The organism is Pectobacterium versatile, from assembly GCF_003932035.1.
Classification (GTDB): domain Bacteria; phylum Pseudomonadota; class Gammaproteobacteria; order Enterobacterales; family Enterobacteriaceae; genus Pectobacterium; species Pectobacterium versatile.
Window position 1 is genome coordinate 2480337 of record NZ_CP034276.1, and the last position, 16111, is coordinate 2496447.

The following is a 16111-nucleotide window of genomic DNA, read 5'->3' on the forward strand; positions in this document are numbered from 1 at the left end:
GGCTCTTCTCTATTATTCGGCTGGACCGACTTTTCTGCCCGGCTGTGCGTCAAAACTCATCCCCGTCTTGCGGCGACTGTCATCGCCCATCAGGTAGAGATACAGTGGCATAATATCTGCTGGCGTTTTCAGTCTCATCGGATCTTCGTTAGGGAAGGCTGACGCACGCATTCCCGTACGCGTTCCGCCGGGATTAATACAGTTCACCCGCAGATTTTGTGAACGATACTCTTCGGCCAGTACTTGCATCAGGCCTTCAGTCGCGAACTTGGAGACGGAATAGGCTCCCCAGCCGGCACGACCTTCGCGGCCCACGCTGGAACTGGTGAAAACCAGAGAAGAGCAAGGTGATTTCAATAACAGCGGCAGCAGCGCCTGCGTCAGCATAAAGGTTGCGTTAACGTTGACCTGCATAACCTGATGCCAGATCTCCGGCGTTTGCTGTGTGATAGGGGCGATTTCCCCAAGTAATCCGGCGTTGTGGAGAACCCCATCCAGGTGCGGCACAATCTGAGCCAGTTCGTCAGCCAGTTGAAAGCATTGTGCGGAGGATAAAGCCAGCATATCGCAAACAACAACGTGCGCTGGTGTGCCGTGATCCTGCTCGATCTGCTGTTTAACCGACTGAAGTTTACTTTCTGTCCGTCCGAATAAGATAACGTGTGCGCCGTAGCGGGCGTAGGTCAGCGCAGCTTCCCGACCAATGCCGTCGCCCGCACCGGTGACCAGAATGATGCGGTTTTGCAGTAAATCGATTTTAGGTTGGTAATGCACAATGAATTCCTCTTGCCGTGGCGCAGAACAGCCACGCTTCAGATAATAGACCTGCCATCGCGTGTCGGCACGACGATATGCGTCAGTCGTGCCGATCGGAACGTCAGATAACGGCGCATCCGAGCAGGGTGAATGGGGGTGTTATGCCTCAAATGTCGTATGTTTTCAATGAGACTGCCTCTATTTATCCCCATGCTGTTGTAAAAAGCAGCATTAGGCGTAAAAACCGCAGGAATAACATCGCCATATTGCGTGCCATCAGTTAGGTTATAGGAAGGGAATGGCGCTCGACGTCAACGCCATGGTTGGTGAGTAAACCAACATTAATTAATACGCAGTCAATGAGGACGGTGTTTGTGGAATTACTTTCTCTGTACGGTTTATTCCTGGCTAAGGTACTCACCATCGTGGTGGCTATTGGTGCGTTAGTCGTTCTGGCATTCGGGATGACGCAGCGTAAACGCCCACATAAAGGTGAGTTGCAGGTCACGAATCTAGGTGAACAATATCAGGAAATGCAGCGCGAAATGCAGACTGCCTGTATGAGCGACACCGAGCGTAAGCTGTTATCTAAACAAGAAAAGAAGAAAGAAAAAGAAACCGCGAAGCAAGATAAACAACGCGCCAAACGTGGCGAAGAGAAAAATGTTAAGCCGTGCCTGTATGTGCTCGATTTCAACGGCAGTATGGATGCGGGCGAAGTCAGTTCGCTGCGTGAAGAGATCTCAGCCGTGCTCGCCGTGGCGAAACCGAAAGATGAGGTATTGCTGCGTCTGGAAAGCCCAGGCGGAGTGGTGCACGGTTATGGGTTGGCGGCCTCGCAATTGCAACGTTTACGTCAGGGGGGCGTACGCTTGACGGTTTCCGTGGATAAAGTGGCTGCCAGTGGCGGATATATGATGGCCTGCGTAGCTGACCGTATCGTAGCGGCACCGTTTGCGATTGTAGGGTCTATTGGTGTTGTGGCGCAAATCCCCAATTTCCACCGTTTACTGAAAAACAAAGACATTGATGTTGAGCTGCACACCGCGGGTGAATTCAAACGTACGCTGACGCTGTTTGGTGAGAATACCGAACAAGGCCGTGAGAAATTCCGCGAAGATCTGAATGTCACACATACGCTGTTTAAGGATTTTGTGCAGCAGATGCGTCCTTCGCTGGATATTGATTCGGTAGCGACGGGGGAGCACTGGTTTGGCACTCAGGCGAAAGATCTGGGGTTAATTGACGCTATCGGCACCAGTGACGATCTGCTGATTGCTGAAATGGCCAACCATGAGGTATTAAGCGTTCGCTATACGCGGCGTAAACGCCTGCTGGATCGTCTGACGGGCAGCGCAGGCGATACCGCAGAACGATTGATGCTGCGATGGTGGCAACGTGGTTCAAAGCCCCTGCTGTAATTGCTAAAACATTAAGCCGTACACGATCAAATGCCCGCGAATTTGCGGGCATTCGTTTTTAATCGATCAAGTCGTATTTTTCGGATAAAACATGCGCAAGATGCTTGAACATGTTAAATACCGCAGTGCTTTTTAAGGTCGGTATTCCGTTCTCATCGAGAAAAAACTCACCGCGAAAAACCAGCACGCCGTTTTTTTGTTCTACGCTATCAGCGACCATGCCATGCAAATAATCATCGTGATGTTTAATGATGTCATTGGCTTCAATTAATAAGCTCTGGCGGTCAATAGGACGCTTTTCTTCGTTAACCTGATGTTCAGGTGACATGATTGTTACTCCTGTACTCACCCTTGAAAAAAAGGGGCGTTGCACTATATCAATAAGGTTATTTCTAAAATCAACACCGCGATTTCAAAACGCAATGCGGTTATTTCAAAAGTCGCACCAAGATAAAGGGTACTGCGATACGGTTTCAGCGTAAAGCGTAGATTATGATGCAAAGGGACTACATTTTAGGTGCTTACCTGCCGATATTCAGTGTGGCAGGAAGCGGATAAAACAGAGTTTCCATGCTAATTAGGTTGCGTGGCAATATTTATCAGGTAGAGTGTGGGATTTTGCGCAGTCAGTAGAATCCGCTCTGGATGCCCCGAAAAATATCTGATTTTCAGAAGAATTCAGCAGGTAATAGTACATATGGGTAAAGCTCTCGTTATCGTCGAGTCCCCGGCAAAAGCCAAAACGATCAATAAGTATTTAGGCAATGACTACGTGGTTAAATCCAGCGTCGGTCATGTGCGCGATTTGCCGACGAGTGGCTCAGTCAGTAAAAAGAGCGCGGACTCAACGACTAAAGATAAAACGAAAAAGAAAGTCAAAAAGGATGAGAAATCCGCGCTAGTTAATCGTATGGGCGTCGACCCTTATCATGGCTGGAAAGCCAACTACGAAATACTGCCGGGTAAGGAGAAGGTTGTCTCCGAATTAAAAACACTGGCGGAAAATGCTGACCACATCTATCTCGCAACCGACCTTGACCGCGAAGGGGAAGCCATTGCCTGGCACCTGCGGGAAATCATTGGTGGTGACGATCAGCGTTTCAGCCGCGTGGTGTTTAACGAAATCACGAAAAATGCCATTAAACAGGCGTTTGAAAAACCAGACACGTTGAATATTGACCGCGTGAATGCCCAGCAGGCGCGTCGATTTATGGATCGCGTGGTGGGTTACATGGTTTCTCCACTGCTGTGGAAAAAAATCGCCCGGGGCTTGTCCGCTGGGCGCGTACAGTCGGTCGCAGTGCGTCTGATTGTCGATCGCGAGCGTGAAATCAAAGCGTTCGTGCCGGAAGAATATTGGGAACTGCACGCTGATTTGCTGGCAGGCAGCGATATTCAACTGCAAATGCAGGTGACGCACCACAACGGCAAACCGTTTAAACCGGTTAATAAAGAACAAACGCATGCGGCGGTCAGTCTGCTTGAGAACGCGCGCTATGTGGTTGCCGATCGTGAAGATAAACCGACCAGCAGCAAACCGGGCGCGCCGTTCATCACCTCCACGCTGCAACAGGCTGCCAGTACGCGCCTTGGCTTCGGCGTGAAAAAGACCATGATGATGGCGCAGCGTCTGTACGAAGCGGGCTACATTACCTACATGCGTACCGACTCAACGAACCTCAGTCAGGATGCCTTGACGATGGTGCGTGGCTATATTGGCGAAGAGTTCGGCAAGCGTTATCTGCCCGAGTCTGCGAACCTTTACAGCAGCAAAGAAAACTCGCAGGAAGCGCACGAAGCGATTCGTCCTTCCGATGTCGGCGTGTTAGCTGACAACCTGAAAGATATGGAAGCCGATGCGCAGAAGCTGTATCAGCTGATTTGGCGTCAGTTTGTCGCCTGTCAAATGACACCGGCGCAATACGATTCCACTACGTTAATCGTGGAAGCTGCCGATTATCAACTGCGTGCCAAAGGCCGAACGCTGCGTTTCGATGGCTGGACGAAAGTCATGCCTGCGCTGCGTAAAAATGATGAAGACCGCACGTTGCCGACCGTGTCCGTGGGCGAAGCGCTGTCGCTGCAGAAACTGCTGCCAGGGCAACACTTCACTAAACCACCTGCACGTTATAGCGATGCCTCTCTGGTTAAAGAGCTGGAAAAACGCGGGATTGGTCGTCCGTCTACTTACGCATCTATTATTTCAACCATCCAGGATCGCGGCTATGTCCGAGCGGAGAATCGTCGTTTCTACGCCGAGAAAATGGGTGAAATTGTTACCGATCGACTGGAAGAAAACTTCCGCGAACTGATGAATTACGATTTCACCGCACGGATGGAAAGCCGCCTCGATCAGGTCGCCAATAATCAGGCGGAATGGAAAGCGGTACTGGATGAGTTCTTCAACGAATTTAGCCAGCAGTTGGAAAAAGCAGAGCAGGATCCTGAAGAAGGCGGCATGCGTCCCAATGCGATGGTATTAACCAGCATTGACTGCCCAACTTGCTCTCGTCAAATGGGTATCCGTACTGCCAGTACCGGGGTGTTCCTGGGCTGTTCCGGCTATGCACTGCCGCCGAAAGAACGCTGTAAGACCACGATCAACCTGATACCGGAAACCGAAGTGCTGAACGTGTTGGAAGGTGATGATGCCGAAACCAACGCGCTGCGTGCTCGTCGTCGCTGTGAAAAATGCGGTACGGCGATGGACAGCTACCTGATTGATAATCAGCGTAAGCTGCACGTTTGCGGAAATAACCCAGCCTGTGACGGATATGAAATCGAAGCCGGTGAGTTCCGAATCAAAGGCTACGATGGGCCGATTGTTGAGTGCGAGAAATGTGGCTCCGAGATGCACCTCAAAATGGGGCGCTTCGGTAAATACATGGCGTGCACCGGCGAGACGTGTAGTAACACGCGTAAGATCCTGCGTAATGGCGATGTTGCGCCACCGAAAGAAGATCCGGTGCCGTTGCCTGAGTTGCCTTGCGAGAAGTCTGATGCCTATTTCGTATTGCGTGACGGCGCGGCAGGGGTCTTCCTTGCGGCCAATACGTTCCCGAAATCTCGCGAAACGCGGGCACCGTTGGTAGAAGAACTGGTGCGATTCAAGGATCGTTTACCGGAAAAACTGCGCTATCTGGCCGATGCTCCTGTGGCTGATAAAGACGGCAACAAAACGCAGGTACGTTTCAGCCGTAAGACCAAACAGCAATATGTCTCGTCAGAGAAAGATGGCAAGGCCACGGGCTGGTCAGCGTTTTACATTGATGGCAAATGGGTTGAAGGGAAGAAGTAACTTCTTTCAGTTACCCTACGCATAACTGGGTTATGTGTAAGACATCGCTAAATCAAGCCAGCCGCAAGGCTGGCTTTTTTGATCGCAGAAAATATCCAGATAAAACAGAAACATGAAGATTGTCCTGCGGTAGCATGAGGATTGTTGATCCGTGATAGAGAATAATGCGGTTTACCTCGGTGATAATCGCCTGCACCGCGTTCTTTATCGCTATCGCTATGCAAATATGGTTATATAAAAATAGTTTTTATGATTAAATGACATTAATTGATGGAAATATGCGCCAGATGGTTAAGGCGCAATCAAAGTCAATAAAACGGAACGTCGTCAGAACGTCGTGAGATGCCACGCGCACACTTCAATTGGGAATGGGATAAATTATGAAACTACAACAGCTTCGTTATATTGTTGAAGTTGTTAATCACAACCTGAATGTATCTTCTACTGCAGAAGGGTTGTACACCTCCCAGCCGGGGATCAGTAAACAGGTCCGCATGCTGGAGGATGAGTTGGGCATTCAGATTTTTGCCCGTAGTGGAAAACACCTGACACAGGTGACGCCAGCCGGACAGGAAGTCATCCGCATTGCACGTGAAGTGTTGTCGAAAGTCGATGCCATCAAAGCGGTTGCTGGAGAACATACCTATCCCGATAAAGGGTCTCTGTATGTAGCGACCACGCATACGCAGGCACGCTACGCGTTGCCAAGCGTCATTAAAGGTTTCATCGATCGCTATCCTCGCGTGTCGCTACACATGCATCAGGGCTCGCCGACGCAGATTGCTGAGGCCGTTGCGAAAGGCTCTGCGGATTTTGCTATTGCGACCGAAGCGCTGCATTTATACGACGACCTGATCATGCTGCCGTGCTACCACTGGAATCGCGCGGTGGTAGTAAAACCGGATCACCCGCTGGCGTCCAAAACCGATATCACCATCGAAGAACTGGCCGCTTATCCTATCGTCACCTATACCTTTGGTTTTACGGGGCGCTCCGAGCTGGATACTGCGTTTAACCGCGCTGGTCTTACGCCGCGTATCGTCTTTACCGCAACGGATGCCGATGTGATTAAGACCTACGTGCGTTTAGGGTTGGGGGTCGGGGTGATTGCTAATATGGCGGTCGATCCGCAGACGGAAACCGATTTGGTGACCATCAACGCGAATAGCATCTTCAGCTACAGCACGACGAAAATCGGTTTCCGCCGCAGCACGTTCCTGCGCAGTTATATGTACGATTTCATCCAGCGGTTTGCTCCGCACTTAACGCGCGATGTCGTCGATTCTGCCGTTGCGCTGCGTTCGAATGATGAAATTGAGGCAATGTTTAAGGATGTGACGCTGCCAGTGAAGTAAACGTCATTCAGGACGGATCAACCAACGTAAAAAAGCCAGACAGTGTCTGGCTTTTTATCATCTGGCTATCATCTAATTCTTCACCAATAACACGTCACACCGTCATTTGCGGCTAGTTATCAGGCAGAGGCTGTTGTAGTGACGGCGTCCACAGGAGCGTCAGTGACATCCTGCGTCATACGCGTCAGTTTCGGTGCGGTCAGCAGCATCAGAACGGCAATGATGCCCGTGACGATGCCAATCTGCATGAAGACATTGCTATAAATCTCAAGAGACGCGTGCGGGTCTACGACGTTCTCAGGCACGGCCATCATATTCGCAACGTAGCCTGCGATAATGGCGGCACCGGCTGACGTCAGGAACCAGGCACCCATAATGAAGCCCATCAGGCGCTGCGGTACCAGTTGAGCGACCATCGCCAGACCCAGACCGGAAATCATCAACTCCCCGATACTTTGCAGGCCATAGCAGAGGATCAGCCAGTTGACGGACACGATACCCTGTTCGTTTGCCATGCTGGCACCCCACGGCAGCACCAGAAACGCGCCGGAGCACAGCACCATACCAAGTGCAAACTTGTGCGCCATCGGCAATTGATCGCCCATTTTGTTGTAAACCGCAGCCAGAATCGGGCTGGCAACCATAATCCAGAACGGGTTGAGCGCCTGATACTGCTCTGGCTCAAAGGTAAAGCCTAAAATGGAGTGCTCAACGTTGCGAATGGCAAAGAAGTTCAGCGATGTTGGCATCTGGTTGTACAGCACAAAGAAAACAACGGCTTCCAGCATCAGCAGAAGGGCGACAATCATTTTCCGGCGTTCTGCACCGCTCACTGCCAGCATCTCTTTGATGAAGATGGCGACAACGGCCAATGAAATAAGCGTCAGAATCCAACGTGCGACGCTCTGGTTGTGCAGCAGCCAGGTGGAAAGTGCGACCAGCGCGACAATCCCCGCGAGCGTGACGGCGAGTTTCTGCAGATTGATTGGTTGGAAATCTGGCTGAGAACCTTGTGTACTGACCCACTTACGACAAAACATAAAGTTAATCAGCGTCAGAATCATACCTACTACGCTCAGGGAGAAGGCCACGCTCCAGCCATAGTTCGCGGCAAGCACGGGTGTAGCCAGCATAGAGAAGAAGGAGCCGATGTTCACCGCCATATAGTACATGGTGAAAGCACCATCCAGACGCGGATCGTCTTTCGCATAGCTGGTAGACAGTAGGGCTGAGGGGTTGGCTTTAAACAATCCATTACCGACGGCAATGGTCGCCATACCGATATACACCCACGTCACGCTGTGGCCTGAGTAGGCAATCATGGTGTAACCGATCGCCAGCACGATGGCACCCAGCACGATCACACGTTTGGTGCCGAGGACTTTGTCGCCTAACCAGCCGCCAATGGCGACGAAACCGTAGACCAGCGCACTGAATGAGGAGAAGAGGGTAATGGAGTCGGTTTCGGACATGCCCAGCATTTTGACCAGATAAACCGCCATAATGCCTTGCAGACCGTAGTAACCAAAACGTTCCCACAGTTCGATGCTAAAGATGAGATAAAACGCTTTTGGCTGTTTGAATGCGTTCATGCTGACGCTTTCGGGGGATTCGCTGTTGTTGTTTGCTGTTGACACAAAGACCTCTAATTTTACTTATCTCGTTTTTTTTAACGAGAAAATAACAAGAGTGAAGCAGTGAAACTGCAACCTCTTTTGATTAGTTATGGGGAGTAAAAACGGCGCTATATTGACGTGATTTTACGGATAGACAAGTTATTTGACATGTTTTGTTACAAGTGGTTTTTGTAGCGGGATAAAACCAGAAATTAAATGTTATGCAGAGTTTAATTTCATAACTTGCTTTCGCTTCGAATGATTATCTCGGTTTTTCGTATTTGGTTTTTTAAAAAGGGATATAATCTGCCTTTTTGTTAAAATTAAGACAATATCATTAACTATGAATGAATATGCAGTTTAATCTTTTGCATATCACTAAATATGCAGTGAGTATAAAAATACATCAAATGCGTGCAATAAAATAAAATACGACATAATCACGAAAGGTGACTTTCAATCACTAAATTTTCTATTAAAAATAACTTATTAGCCTTAAATAGTGGTTACTTGTACTTTTATACAGGCTTTTTAGTAGAAGAATACGCTACAACGCATCGAATAAACCGCCAGAGAGCAGAGTTGCCTGAGCAATAAAATGCAGAGAACACGCGGATCACGTTGAGAGTGAGAGAGCGAAAGACAAGGCGGAGTGTGGATAACAGAAAGGAAGGTCTGGCGCTCCAGACCACAGCAGATTAGACGTCGACCTTTTCGCCGAACTCACATAAATCCTCAATCAGGCAGGAGCCACAGCGCGGTTTACGGGCAATACAGGTGTAACGACCATGCAGGATTAACCAGTGATGGCAGTCGACTTTAAATTCTGCCGGAACGACTTTCAGCAGTTTTTCCTCTACCTGTTCGACATTTTTACCCGGTGCGAATCCTGTCCGGTTACTGACGCGAAAGATGTGAGTATCAACGGCAATCGTCGGCCAGCCAAATGCGGTATTCAGAACGACGTTTGCTGTTTTTCGACCTACGCCGGGTAAGGCTTCCAGCGCGGCGCGATCTTCAGGAACCTGCCCCTGATGCTTTTCCAGCAACAAACGGCAGGTCTTAATGACGTTTTCCGCTTTGCTGTTAAACAGGCCAATCGTCTTGATGTAGCCTTTAACGCCGTCTACACCGAGTTCAAGCAGGGCTTCCGGCGTGTTGGCGACAGGGTAGAGCTTTGCAGTTGCTTTATTGACGCTGACATCGGTTGCCTGTGCGGAAAGCAGTACGGCGATCAGCAGTTCAAACGGCGTGCTGAAATGTAATTCAGTCGTCGGATGGGGATTGTTGTCGCGTAAACGCGTTAAGATCTCAATCCGCTTTGCCTTGTTCACAGCGATTCCCCTACGGCACCCGTCACCGGTGCGGTTTTCCCTTCGGCAACAGCAGCACGGGCTCGGCGTTGTTTCATTTTCTCATCGATCAAATATTTCACGGCCAGCAACAGTCCCAGACCGATAAAGGCGCCCGGCGGCAGCATCGCCAGCAGGAAAGGGGAATCAAGGTGGACAACCTCAATGCGGAGAACCTTAGCCCAACTGCCCAGCAGCAAATCTGCGCCATCGAATAGCGTGCCGTTACCCAGAATTTCACGTAAAGAACCGAGTACCACCAGTGCGCTGGTCGCTCCTAACCCCATTGCCAGGCCGTCGATGGCGGAAGGGAAAACCGCATTCTTGGAGGCAAAGGCTTCTGCCCGACCGATAACGATACAGTTCGTCACGATCAGCGGGATAAAAATTCCCAGCGACTGATATAACCCGTAGGCATAGGCGTTGATCAACATTTGCACGGTACTGACCACCGAAGCGATGATCATGACGTAAATGGGAATACGGATTTCCGCGGGTACCCAGCGGCGTAACGCGGAGACAGCCATATTGGTACAGGTGAGAACCAGCGTGGTTGCCAGCCCTAATCCCAGCGCGTTAGTCGCGGTTGATGACACGGCCAGCAGGGGACACAGGCCCAGCAATTGAACCAGTGCTGAGTTGTTTTTCCATAACCCTTCAACGAAAAGTGCTTTGGTTTGACTCATTGGTTCTCTCCACAGGCGGACAGCGTGTTGATTTGTGATGGCAGTGTTTGCAGGTAAAGGGCGCTGCGTTTTACGCTATTAATAACGGCGCGCGGCGTAATGGTCGCGCCGGTAAATTGATCAAACATTCCGCCTTCCTTTTTCACTGCCCAGCGGGCGTCATGCTCGCCCTGTACCATTAGCCCATTAAACCGAGTGATCCAGTCAGAAATTCGCACTTCGATTTTATCACCCAGCCCCGGTGTTTCATGGTGTTCGGTCACGCGGACGCCGAGTACCTTACCGTGAAAATCCGCACCAACCAGCAGTCGAATAGCACCAGAATAGCCATCCGGCGCGGTACTTTCCAGTGCGGCGGCAACCGGCTCACCATTCTGACGGGCGATGAAAACGCGGTGCGGTGCTGACGATCCCAACGCCGGATTGGTGACAACGTAACACTCTTTCTGAATGTCACTATTGTATAACTCGGCGGGAACGACCTGATCCAACAGCATCTTTTGTTGCAGCATCGCCTGATGCGAAATTGTGGGTTCCGTTAACATGTTCACGATGGCTGTGATTGCCGTAGTGAATGCCGCAAACAGAGCCAGTGTCATCGCGTGGCGGCGCATAGTGGTAAACATTGTCTGCTCCTTAGCGATGGTGGCCGTAAGCGCGCGGCTTGGTGTAATAGTCGATCAGCGGTACGGTGATATTTGCCAGCAGAACGGCAAACGCGACGCCGTCCGGGTAGCCACCGTAGGTACGAATCAGCCAGACCAGTAACCCAATCAGCGCCCCGAAAATCAGACGCCCCCGGTTGGTGGTTGACGCGGTAACGGGATCGGTTGCGATGAAAAATGCGCCGAGCATAGTGGCACCCGACAGCAGGTGTAGCATCGGTGGCGCGAATTTCTCCGGCGAAATGATCCAGCTTAGCGAGGCGCAGAACATCAGCGACAGCAGGAAACTGACCGGAATATGCCAGCGAATGGTGCCGCGCATCAGCAAAAACAGCCCACCGATGAGAAAGCCGATATTCACCCACTGCCAGCCAATACCGGACAGCGATTGCGCAAACATCGGCTGTTGCAGAATGTCCTGCGGCGTTTGTCCTGAGCGCAGGCTGGTTTTAAACGTATCCAGCGGGGTAGCTTGACTGACGCCATCAACGTTGTGCATCAGTTGCTGCATGGTGTGCCCGTCAGGCGTGTGTCCGGTAAAGATGATCACTAACGCATCATGGAAATTGACGGGAATGGTTTGCAGCGGCGCGGGCGGCAGCCAGCTTGTCATCTGGACAGGGAAAGAGATCAGCAGCACCACATAGCCAATCATCGCGGGGTTAAACGGGTTTTGCCCTAAACCGCCATACAGCTGTTTGGCGATAATGATAGCGAAGACGGTTGCCATGACCACCATCCACCAGGGCGCAAGCGGTGGCAGACTGATGCCGAGCAGGACAGCGGTCAATAGTGCGGAATTATCAGCCAGCGTGGTGCGTACGGCGAACTTTCTCAGTGACAGTGTCACGCCTTCTGCGATAAGCGCGGTGGCGGACGCCAGCCCGACCTGAATCAGGTTACCGTAGCCAAAGAAGTAATACTGCGCCAGCATACCCGGCAGACAGGCCAGAATGACCAGCAGCATGATGCGTTGCGTGCGCTGCTGGTTATGTGTGAACGGTGAACTCGCAATTCTAAAAGCCATTTATTCCTCTTGATATGACGATGCCTGCGCGGCTTTACGGGCTTTAACGCGAGCGATAGCGGCAGCCACAGCAGCCTTACGCGGATCTTCCGGCTCTTGTACTTCAACGACGGCAACGGGCTCTGCCACCGCGTCAGGGACAGCCGACGGAACAGGCTCCTCCGTGTTTGTTGCAGGCTGCTGCGCTGCTTTACGGGCTTTAACGCGCGCGATAGCGGCGGCAACGGCAGCCTTACGTGGATCTTCTGGCTCTTGTACTTCAACAACGGCAATCGGTTCTGCTACCACGTTTGGGACAGCCGATAAAACTGGCTCATCCGTGTTTGTTGCAGATTGCTGCGCGGCTTTACGAGCTTTAACGCGCGCGATGGCAGCAGCCACGGCAGCCTTGCGTGGATCGTCCGGCTCTTGTGCTTCCAAGATGGCGATCGGTTCTGCCACCACGTTGGAAACGGTAGGCGTCGCCGCTTCTTCCGTACTTTCGGGGCTTGCCTCAGACTGCTGTGCAGCTTTACGCGCTTTAACGCGAGCAAGGGCGGCGGCTACCGCCGCTTTGCGTGGGTCATCAAGCTCGGCAGAAGGAACATTGGCCGCAGGCGTTTCCTGCTGCGCCCGTTCTTCACGTGCTAAGGCTTTGCGGGCAGCGCGCGCGGCGATGGCCGCGCTGTTATCCGGCTGTGCATCGGGGATTACCTCGATTGGCGAACCGACCTCTGTTGCGGCGGTTTGCTTACGGCGTACGCGCTCCAGTGCGGCCTGAACAGCATCTTTATCCGTGGTTGATACGCCAGCCGCCGCCTGTTTATGGCGCAACTCGCGAGCGGCTTTTTCTCGTTCCAGACGGGCTTGTTTAGCGTCAAAGCGCACTTTGGCATGTGCAGCACGCTGTGCCTCTTCATCGATGGCCCGAATTTCAGCCTTTTCCTGACGGTAATACTGCACCAGCGGAATATTGCTAGGACAGACATAAGCGCAGGCACCGCATTCGATGCAGTCAAACAGATGGTGATTGCGGGCTTTTTCGTGTTCCTGCCCGCGGCTGAACCAGTAAAGCTGCTGCGGCAAGAGTCCCGCCGGACAGGCATCGGCACATTTGCTACAGCGAATGCAGGATTGCTCTTCAGCAACTGGCTCCATTTCTGCATGTGACGGCGCGAGCAGGCAGTTGCTGATTTTGACGATAGGCACATCCAGCGACGGCAGGGTAAAGCCCATCAGCGGCCCACCCATCACCACCATCGGCTGCTTATTGACGTGGAAGCCACCCTGTTTGAGCAGGTGGCGTACCGGTGTCCCTAGTCGTGCCCAGACGTTGCCAGGTTGGCGCAAAGCTTCACCGGTCAGCGTCACCACGCGTTCGGTGAGTGGTTCGCCGTCGATCACGGCACGTTTGATAGCAAAGGCCGTGCCGACGTTCTGCATCAGTACGCCAATGGCGGCGGAGTGTTTACCGAACGGGACTTCCTTGCCAGTCAGAATCTTGGTGAGCTGCTTGGCACCGCCTGACGGATACTTGGTTGGGATGACGCGCAACTGCATATCGCTGCGTTTACCCAAGGCCAATCGCAGGGCGCTGATGGCTTCCGGTTTGTTATCTTCGATCCCAATCAGAATGCGTTTTGGCTGCAACAGGAATGACAAAATCTCGACGCCCTGAATAATCTCCTCGGCGCACTCCTGCATGAGTCGATCGTCGGCGGTGATATAGGGTTCACACTCTGCGCCGTTGATAATCAGGGTTTCAATCCCGCGCATCCCGCCTTGTAACTTGGCTGCGGTAGGAAAACCCGCGCCGCCCAATCCCGCGATACCAGCCTGATGCAGATGGGCAAGCAGGGTATCGATGCTCTGTGCGCGATAATCCGTAAAAGTCTGGCGCTCGCACCAGCGATCGTCGCCATCCGGTACGATGATGATACTGAGTTCGGACAGACCAGACGGATGTGCCGTCGTGTGCTGGCGGATCGCGTTCACCGTTCCCGATGTCGGTGCGTGAACAGGCAAGGTGCGGCCTTTTCCCCGCGTTAACGGCTGACCGCGCAGGACTTTATCGCCGACGCTGACGCAGATCTCGCCTTCCGGCCCAAGATGCTGCTTGAGCGGAATAATGAACTGTTCTGGCAGCGGGATCTGGCGCAGTGGTATCTGGCTGGACTGCGTCTTCATTTCCGGCGGATGAATGCCTCCGTCGAAATCCCAGATCCTGTCTTTTTTAAAGGCGGAAAACAGCTTAAGCATGTCGTTCTACTTGAATAACGCGTACTGGAATCGTATCGAGATCCCATTTCCAGTTAGCGGGAGTCGGCGCGATAGGACGTAATTCGATACAGTCCGTCGGGCAAGGGGAGACGCAGAGATCGCAGCCGGTGCACAAATCGCTGACGACGGTGTGTACCGCTTTGGTACTGCCGATGATGGCATCAACCGGACACGCTTGAATGCACTTGGTGCAGCCGATGCAGTTGCTTTCATCGATCCAGGCAACATGGCGTGCGGGAGCTTGAACGTCGGCATCACCTTCCAGCGGCTGCGGATCGACGTTGAGTTTTTGAGCCAGCTTCAGCATCATCGCTTCGCCGCCGGGGCCGCATTTATTAATACTTTCGCCATTCAGCGCGACCGCTTCGGCGTAGGGCCGACAGCCAGGGTAACCGCACTGGCCGCACTGGCTTTGTGGCAGCATGGCTTCCACTTCTTCCACGATTGGATCGTTTTCGACTTCAAACCGGCGGGAGGCGTAGCCGAGCACCAGACCGAATGCCAGCGCGAGAGCGCTTAATGCCGCAATGGCAATCCAGATAGCGGTCATCAGAATTTCACCAGTCCGGTAAAGCCCATAAACGCCAGTGACATGAGGCCTGCGGTGATCAGTGCGATAGACGAACCGCGGAACGGTGCAGGAATATCCGACACGGCAAGGCGTTCACGAATGGCGGCGAAGAGCACCATCACCAGCGAGAAGCCCGCCGCGCCGCCGAAACCATAAATCGTCGATTGCAGGAAACCGTGCGACAGGTTGATGTTGAGCAGGACGACGCCAAGCACCGCACAGTTGGTGGTAATCAGCGGCAGGAAGATCCCCAGCAGGCGGTACAGCTCAGGGCTGACTTTGCGCACGAACATCTCGGAGAACTGCACCACCACGGCGAGCACCAGAATAAAAGCCATGGTGCGCAAATAGAGAATATCGAGCGGAACCAGAATAAATTCGTTGATCAGCCAGGAGAACATAGAGCCTAACGTCATAACAAACGTGGTCGCCATTCCCATGCCAATCGCCGTCTCCAGCTTTTTGGACACACCCATAAAGGGGCACAGCCCAAGAAACTTCACTAAGACGAAATTATTTACCAGAAGGATGCTAACAAAGAGCAATGCGTATTCGGTCATTACGGTGCCTAGAAAACAAAACCGGACTATTATCAGGCATTGTTGGGTTTTCGACAACATACCCAAAGTAGGGTTATCGCCGTCCCCTTCAAGGGGCGGAAGGTCAGATTCGCTTAATAACAGAAGCGCCGGGCTATTATACAGTAACGAGCTGGGCGTTCTGCGTAATGTCCCGGAAGTAAATTATTGCATAACTATTCTTTTTATTGCTAACAACTACAGAACGCGATGCCAGACGGATTTTGGCACGCAGCCGAGATCGAACAAGCGTCCGCCAGATGCCAACTCGGCCCGCCGATGGTCTGCAGCACGATACATGTTGATGATTTCCTGACTGTCTGTCAGAGAATAATTGAGGTGATCAAAGAGTTTTTCCAGACTTTCTGTTGAACTGACTTTCCTAAATTTGAGCAAATAGTCATGAACGGTCATGGTGATTGGTCTAATAGTTATGTGGTTGAGATGACTAAGTATATTCAAGCGAAAAAGCCTGTCTAGAGGGTGATGAAAAAAGTACGCTTATTTTTCAACAACAAACGAATGAA

14 protein-coding genes are annotated in these 16111 nt (G+C 51.9%); 3 read left to right on the forward strand and 11 right to left on the reverse strand.

The features are described from left to right. Positions 1–12: 12 nt before the first annotated feature. Positions 13–774, reverse strand: coding sequence for a YciK family oxidoreductase (locus EIP93_RS11260; protein WP_125232707.1), 762 nt, complete (start codon positions 772–774; stop codon positions 13–15). A gap of 356 nt (positions 775–1130) precedes the next feature. Between EIP93_RS11260 and sohB the strand changes: the two genes are divergently transcribed. Further along, positions 1131–2177, forward strand: a complete 1047-nt coding sequence (gene sohB / locus EIP93_RS11265) for a protease SohB (protein ID WP_095994530.1) — start codon at positions 1131–1133, stop codon at positions 2175–2177. Between the two features lie 58 nt (positions 2178–2235). Here sohB and EIP93_RS11270 read toward each other — a convergent pair whose 3' ends face one another. After that, complete coding sequence (locus EIP93_RS11270) at positions 2236–2505, reverse strand: YciN family protein (protein ID WP_039276201.1); 270 nt, start codon at positions 2503–2505, stop codon at positions 2236–2238. A 369-nt stretch (positions 2506–2874) separates the two neighbouring features. On the opposite strand from EIP93_RS11270, the gene topA reads away from it, so the two are divergent. Together topA and cysB are read left to right on the forward strand one after the other, a co-directional pair. Continuing rightward, complete coding sequence (topA, locus tag EIP93_RS11275; RefSeq protein WP_125232708.1) at positions 2875–5475, forward strand: type I DNA topoisomerase; 2601 nt, start codon at positions 2875–2877, stop codon at positions 5473–5475. A gap of 380 nt (positions 5476–5855) precedes the next feature. Next, a complete protein-coding gene (cysB, locus tag EIP93_RS11280; RefSeq protein WP_005968651.1) occupies positions 5856–6830 on the forward strand; it encodes an HTH-type transcriptional regulator CysB in 975 nt (324 codons plus the stop codon). Between the two features lie 119 nt (positions 6831–6949). On the opposite strand, the gene dtpA is transcribed toward cysB, so the two are convergent. From dtpA to ydgT, 9 genes are all read right to left on the reverse strand, one after another. Beyond that, positions 6950–8467, reverse strand: coding sequence for a dipeptide/tripeptide permease DtpA (gene dtpA / locus EIP93_RS11285; RefSeq protein WP_103971545.1), 1518 nt, complete (start codon positions 8465–8467; stop codon positions 6950–6952). A 677-nt stretch (positions 8468–9144) separates the two neighbouring features. Further along, entirely contained in the window at positions 9145–9780 is a 636-nt protein-coding gene (nth, locus tag EIP93_RS11290) for an endonuclease III (protein WP_103860715.1), read from the reverse strand. Continuing rightward, positions 9777–10484 (reverse strand): electron transport complex subunit E, encoded by a 708-nt coding sequence (locus EIP93_RS11295; RefSeq protein ID WP_039358556.1) that lies wholly within the window; start codon positions 10482–10484, stop codon positions 9777–9779. The genes nth and EIP93_RS11295 overlap by 4 nt, the downstream gene beginning before the upstream one ends. Beyond that, positions 10481–11110 (reverse strand): electron transport complex subunit RsxG, encoded by a 630-nt coding sequence (gene rsxG / locus EIP93_RS11300; protein WP_039531578.1) that lies wholly within the window; start codon positions 11108–11110, stop codon positions 10481–10483. The genes EIP93_RS11295 and rsxG overlap by 4 nt, the downstream gene beginning before the upstream one ends. 10 nt (positions 11111–11120) lie before the next feature. Continuing rightward, the gene (gene rsxD, locus EIP93_RS11305; protein WP_107332895.1) at positions 11121–12176 is read right to left on the reverse strand and encodes an electron transport complex subunit RsxD; all 1056 of its coding nucleotides are present in this window, start codon (positions 12174–12176) and stop codon (positions 11121–11123) included. Next, the gene (rsxC, locus tag EIP93_RS11310; RefSeq protein WP_125232709.1) at positions 12177–14414 is read right to left on the reverse strand and encodes an electron transport complex subunit RsxC; all 2238 of its coding nucleotides are present in this window, start codon (positions 14412–14414) and stop codon (positions 12177–12179) included. Beyond that, a complete protein-coding gene (rsxB, locus tag EIP93_RS11315) occupies positions 14407–14985 on the reverse strand; it encodes an electron transport complex subunit RsxB (protein WP_125232710.1) in 579 nt (192 codons plus the stop codon). Before rsxB ends, rsxC begins: the two co-directional genes overlap by 8 nt. After that, positions 14985–15566: an electron transport complex subunit RsxA gene (rsxA, locus tag EIP93_RS11320; protein ID WP_011093834.1), complete on the reverse strand. Its 582-nt coding sequence runs from the start codon at positions 15564–15566 to the stop codon at positions 14985–14987. The genes rsxB and rsxA overlap by 1 nt, the downstream gene beginning before the upstream one ends. A 216-nt stretch (positions 15567–15782) precedes the next feature. Further along, positions 15783–15998, reverse strand: a complete 216-nt coding sequence (gene ydgT / locus EIP93_RS11325; RefSeq protein WP_103860710.1) for a transcription modulator YdgT — start codon at positions 15996–15998, stop codon at positions 15783–15785. Positions 15999–16111 lie beyond the last annotated feature (113 nt).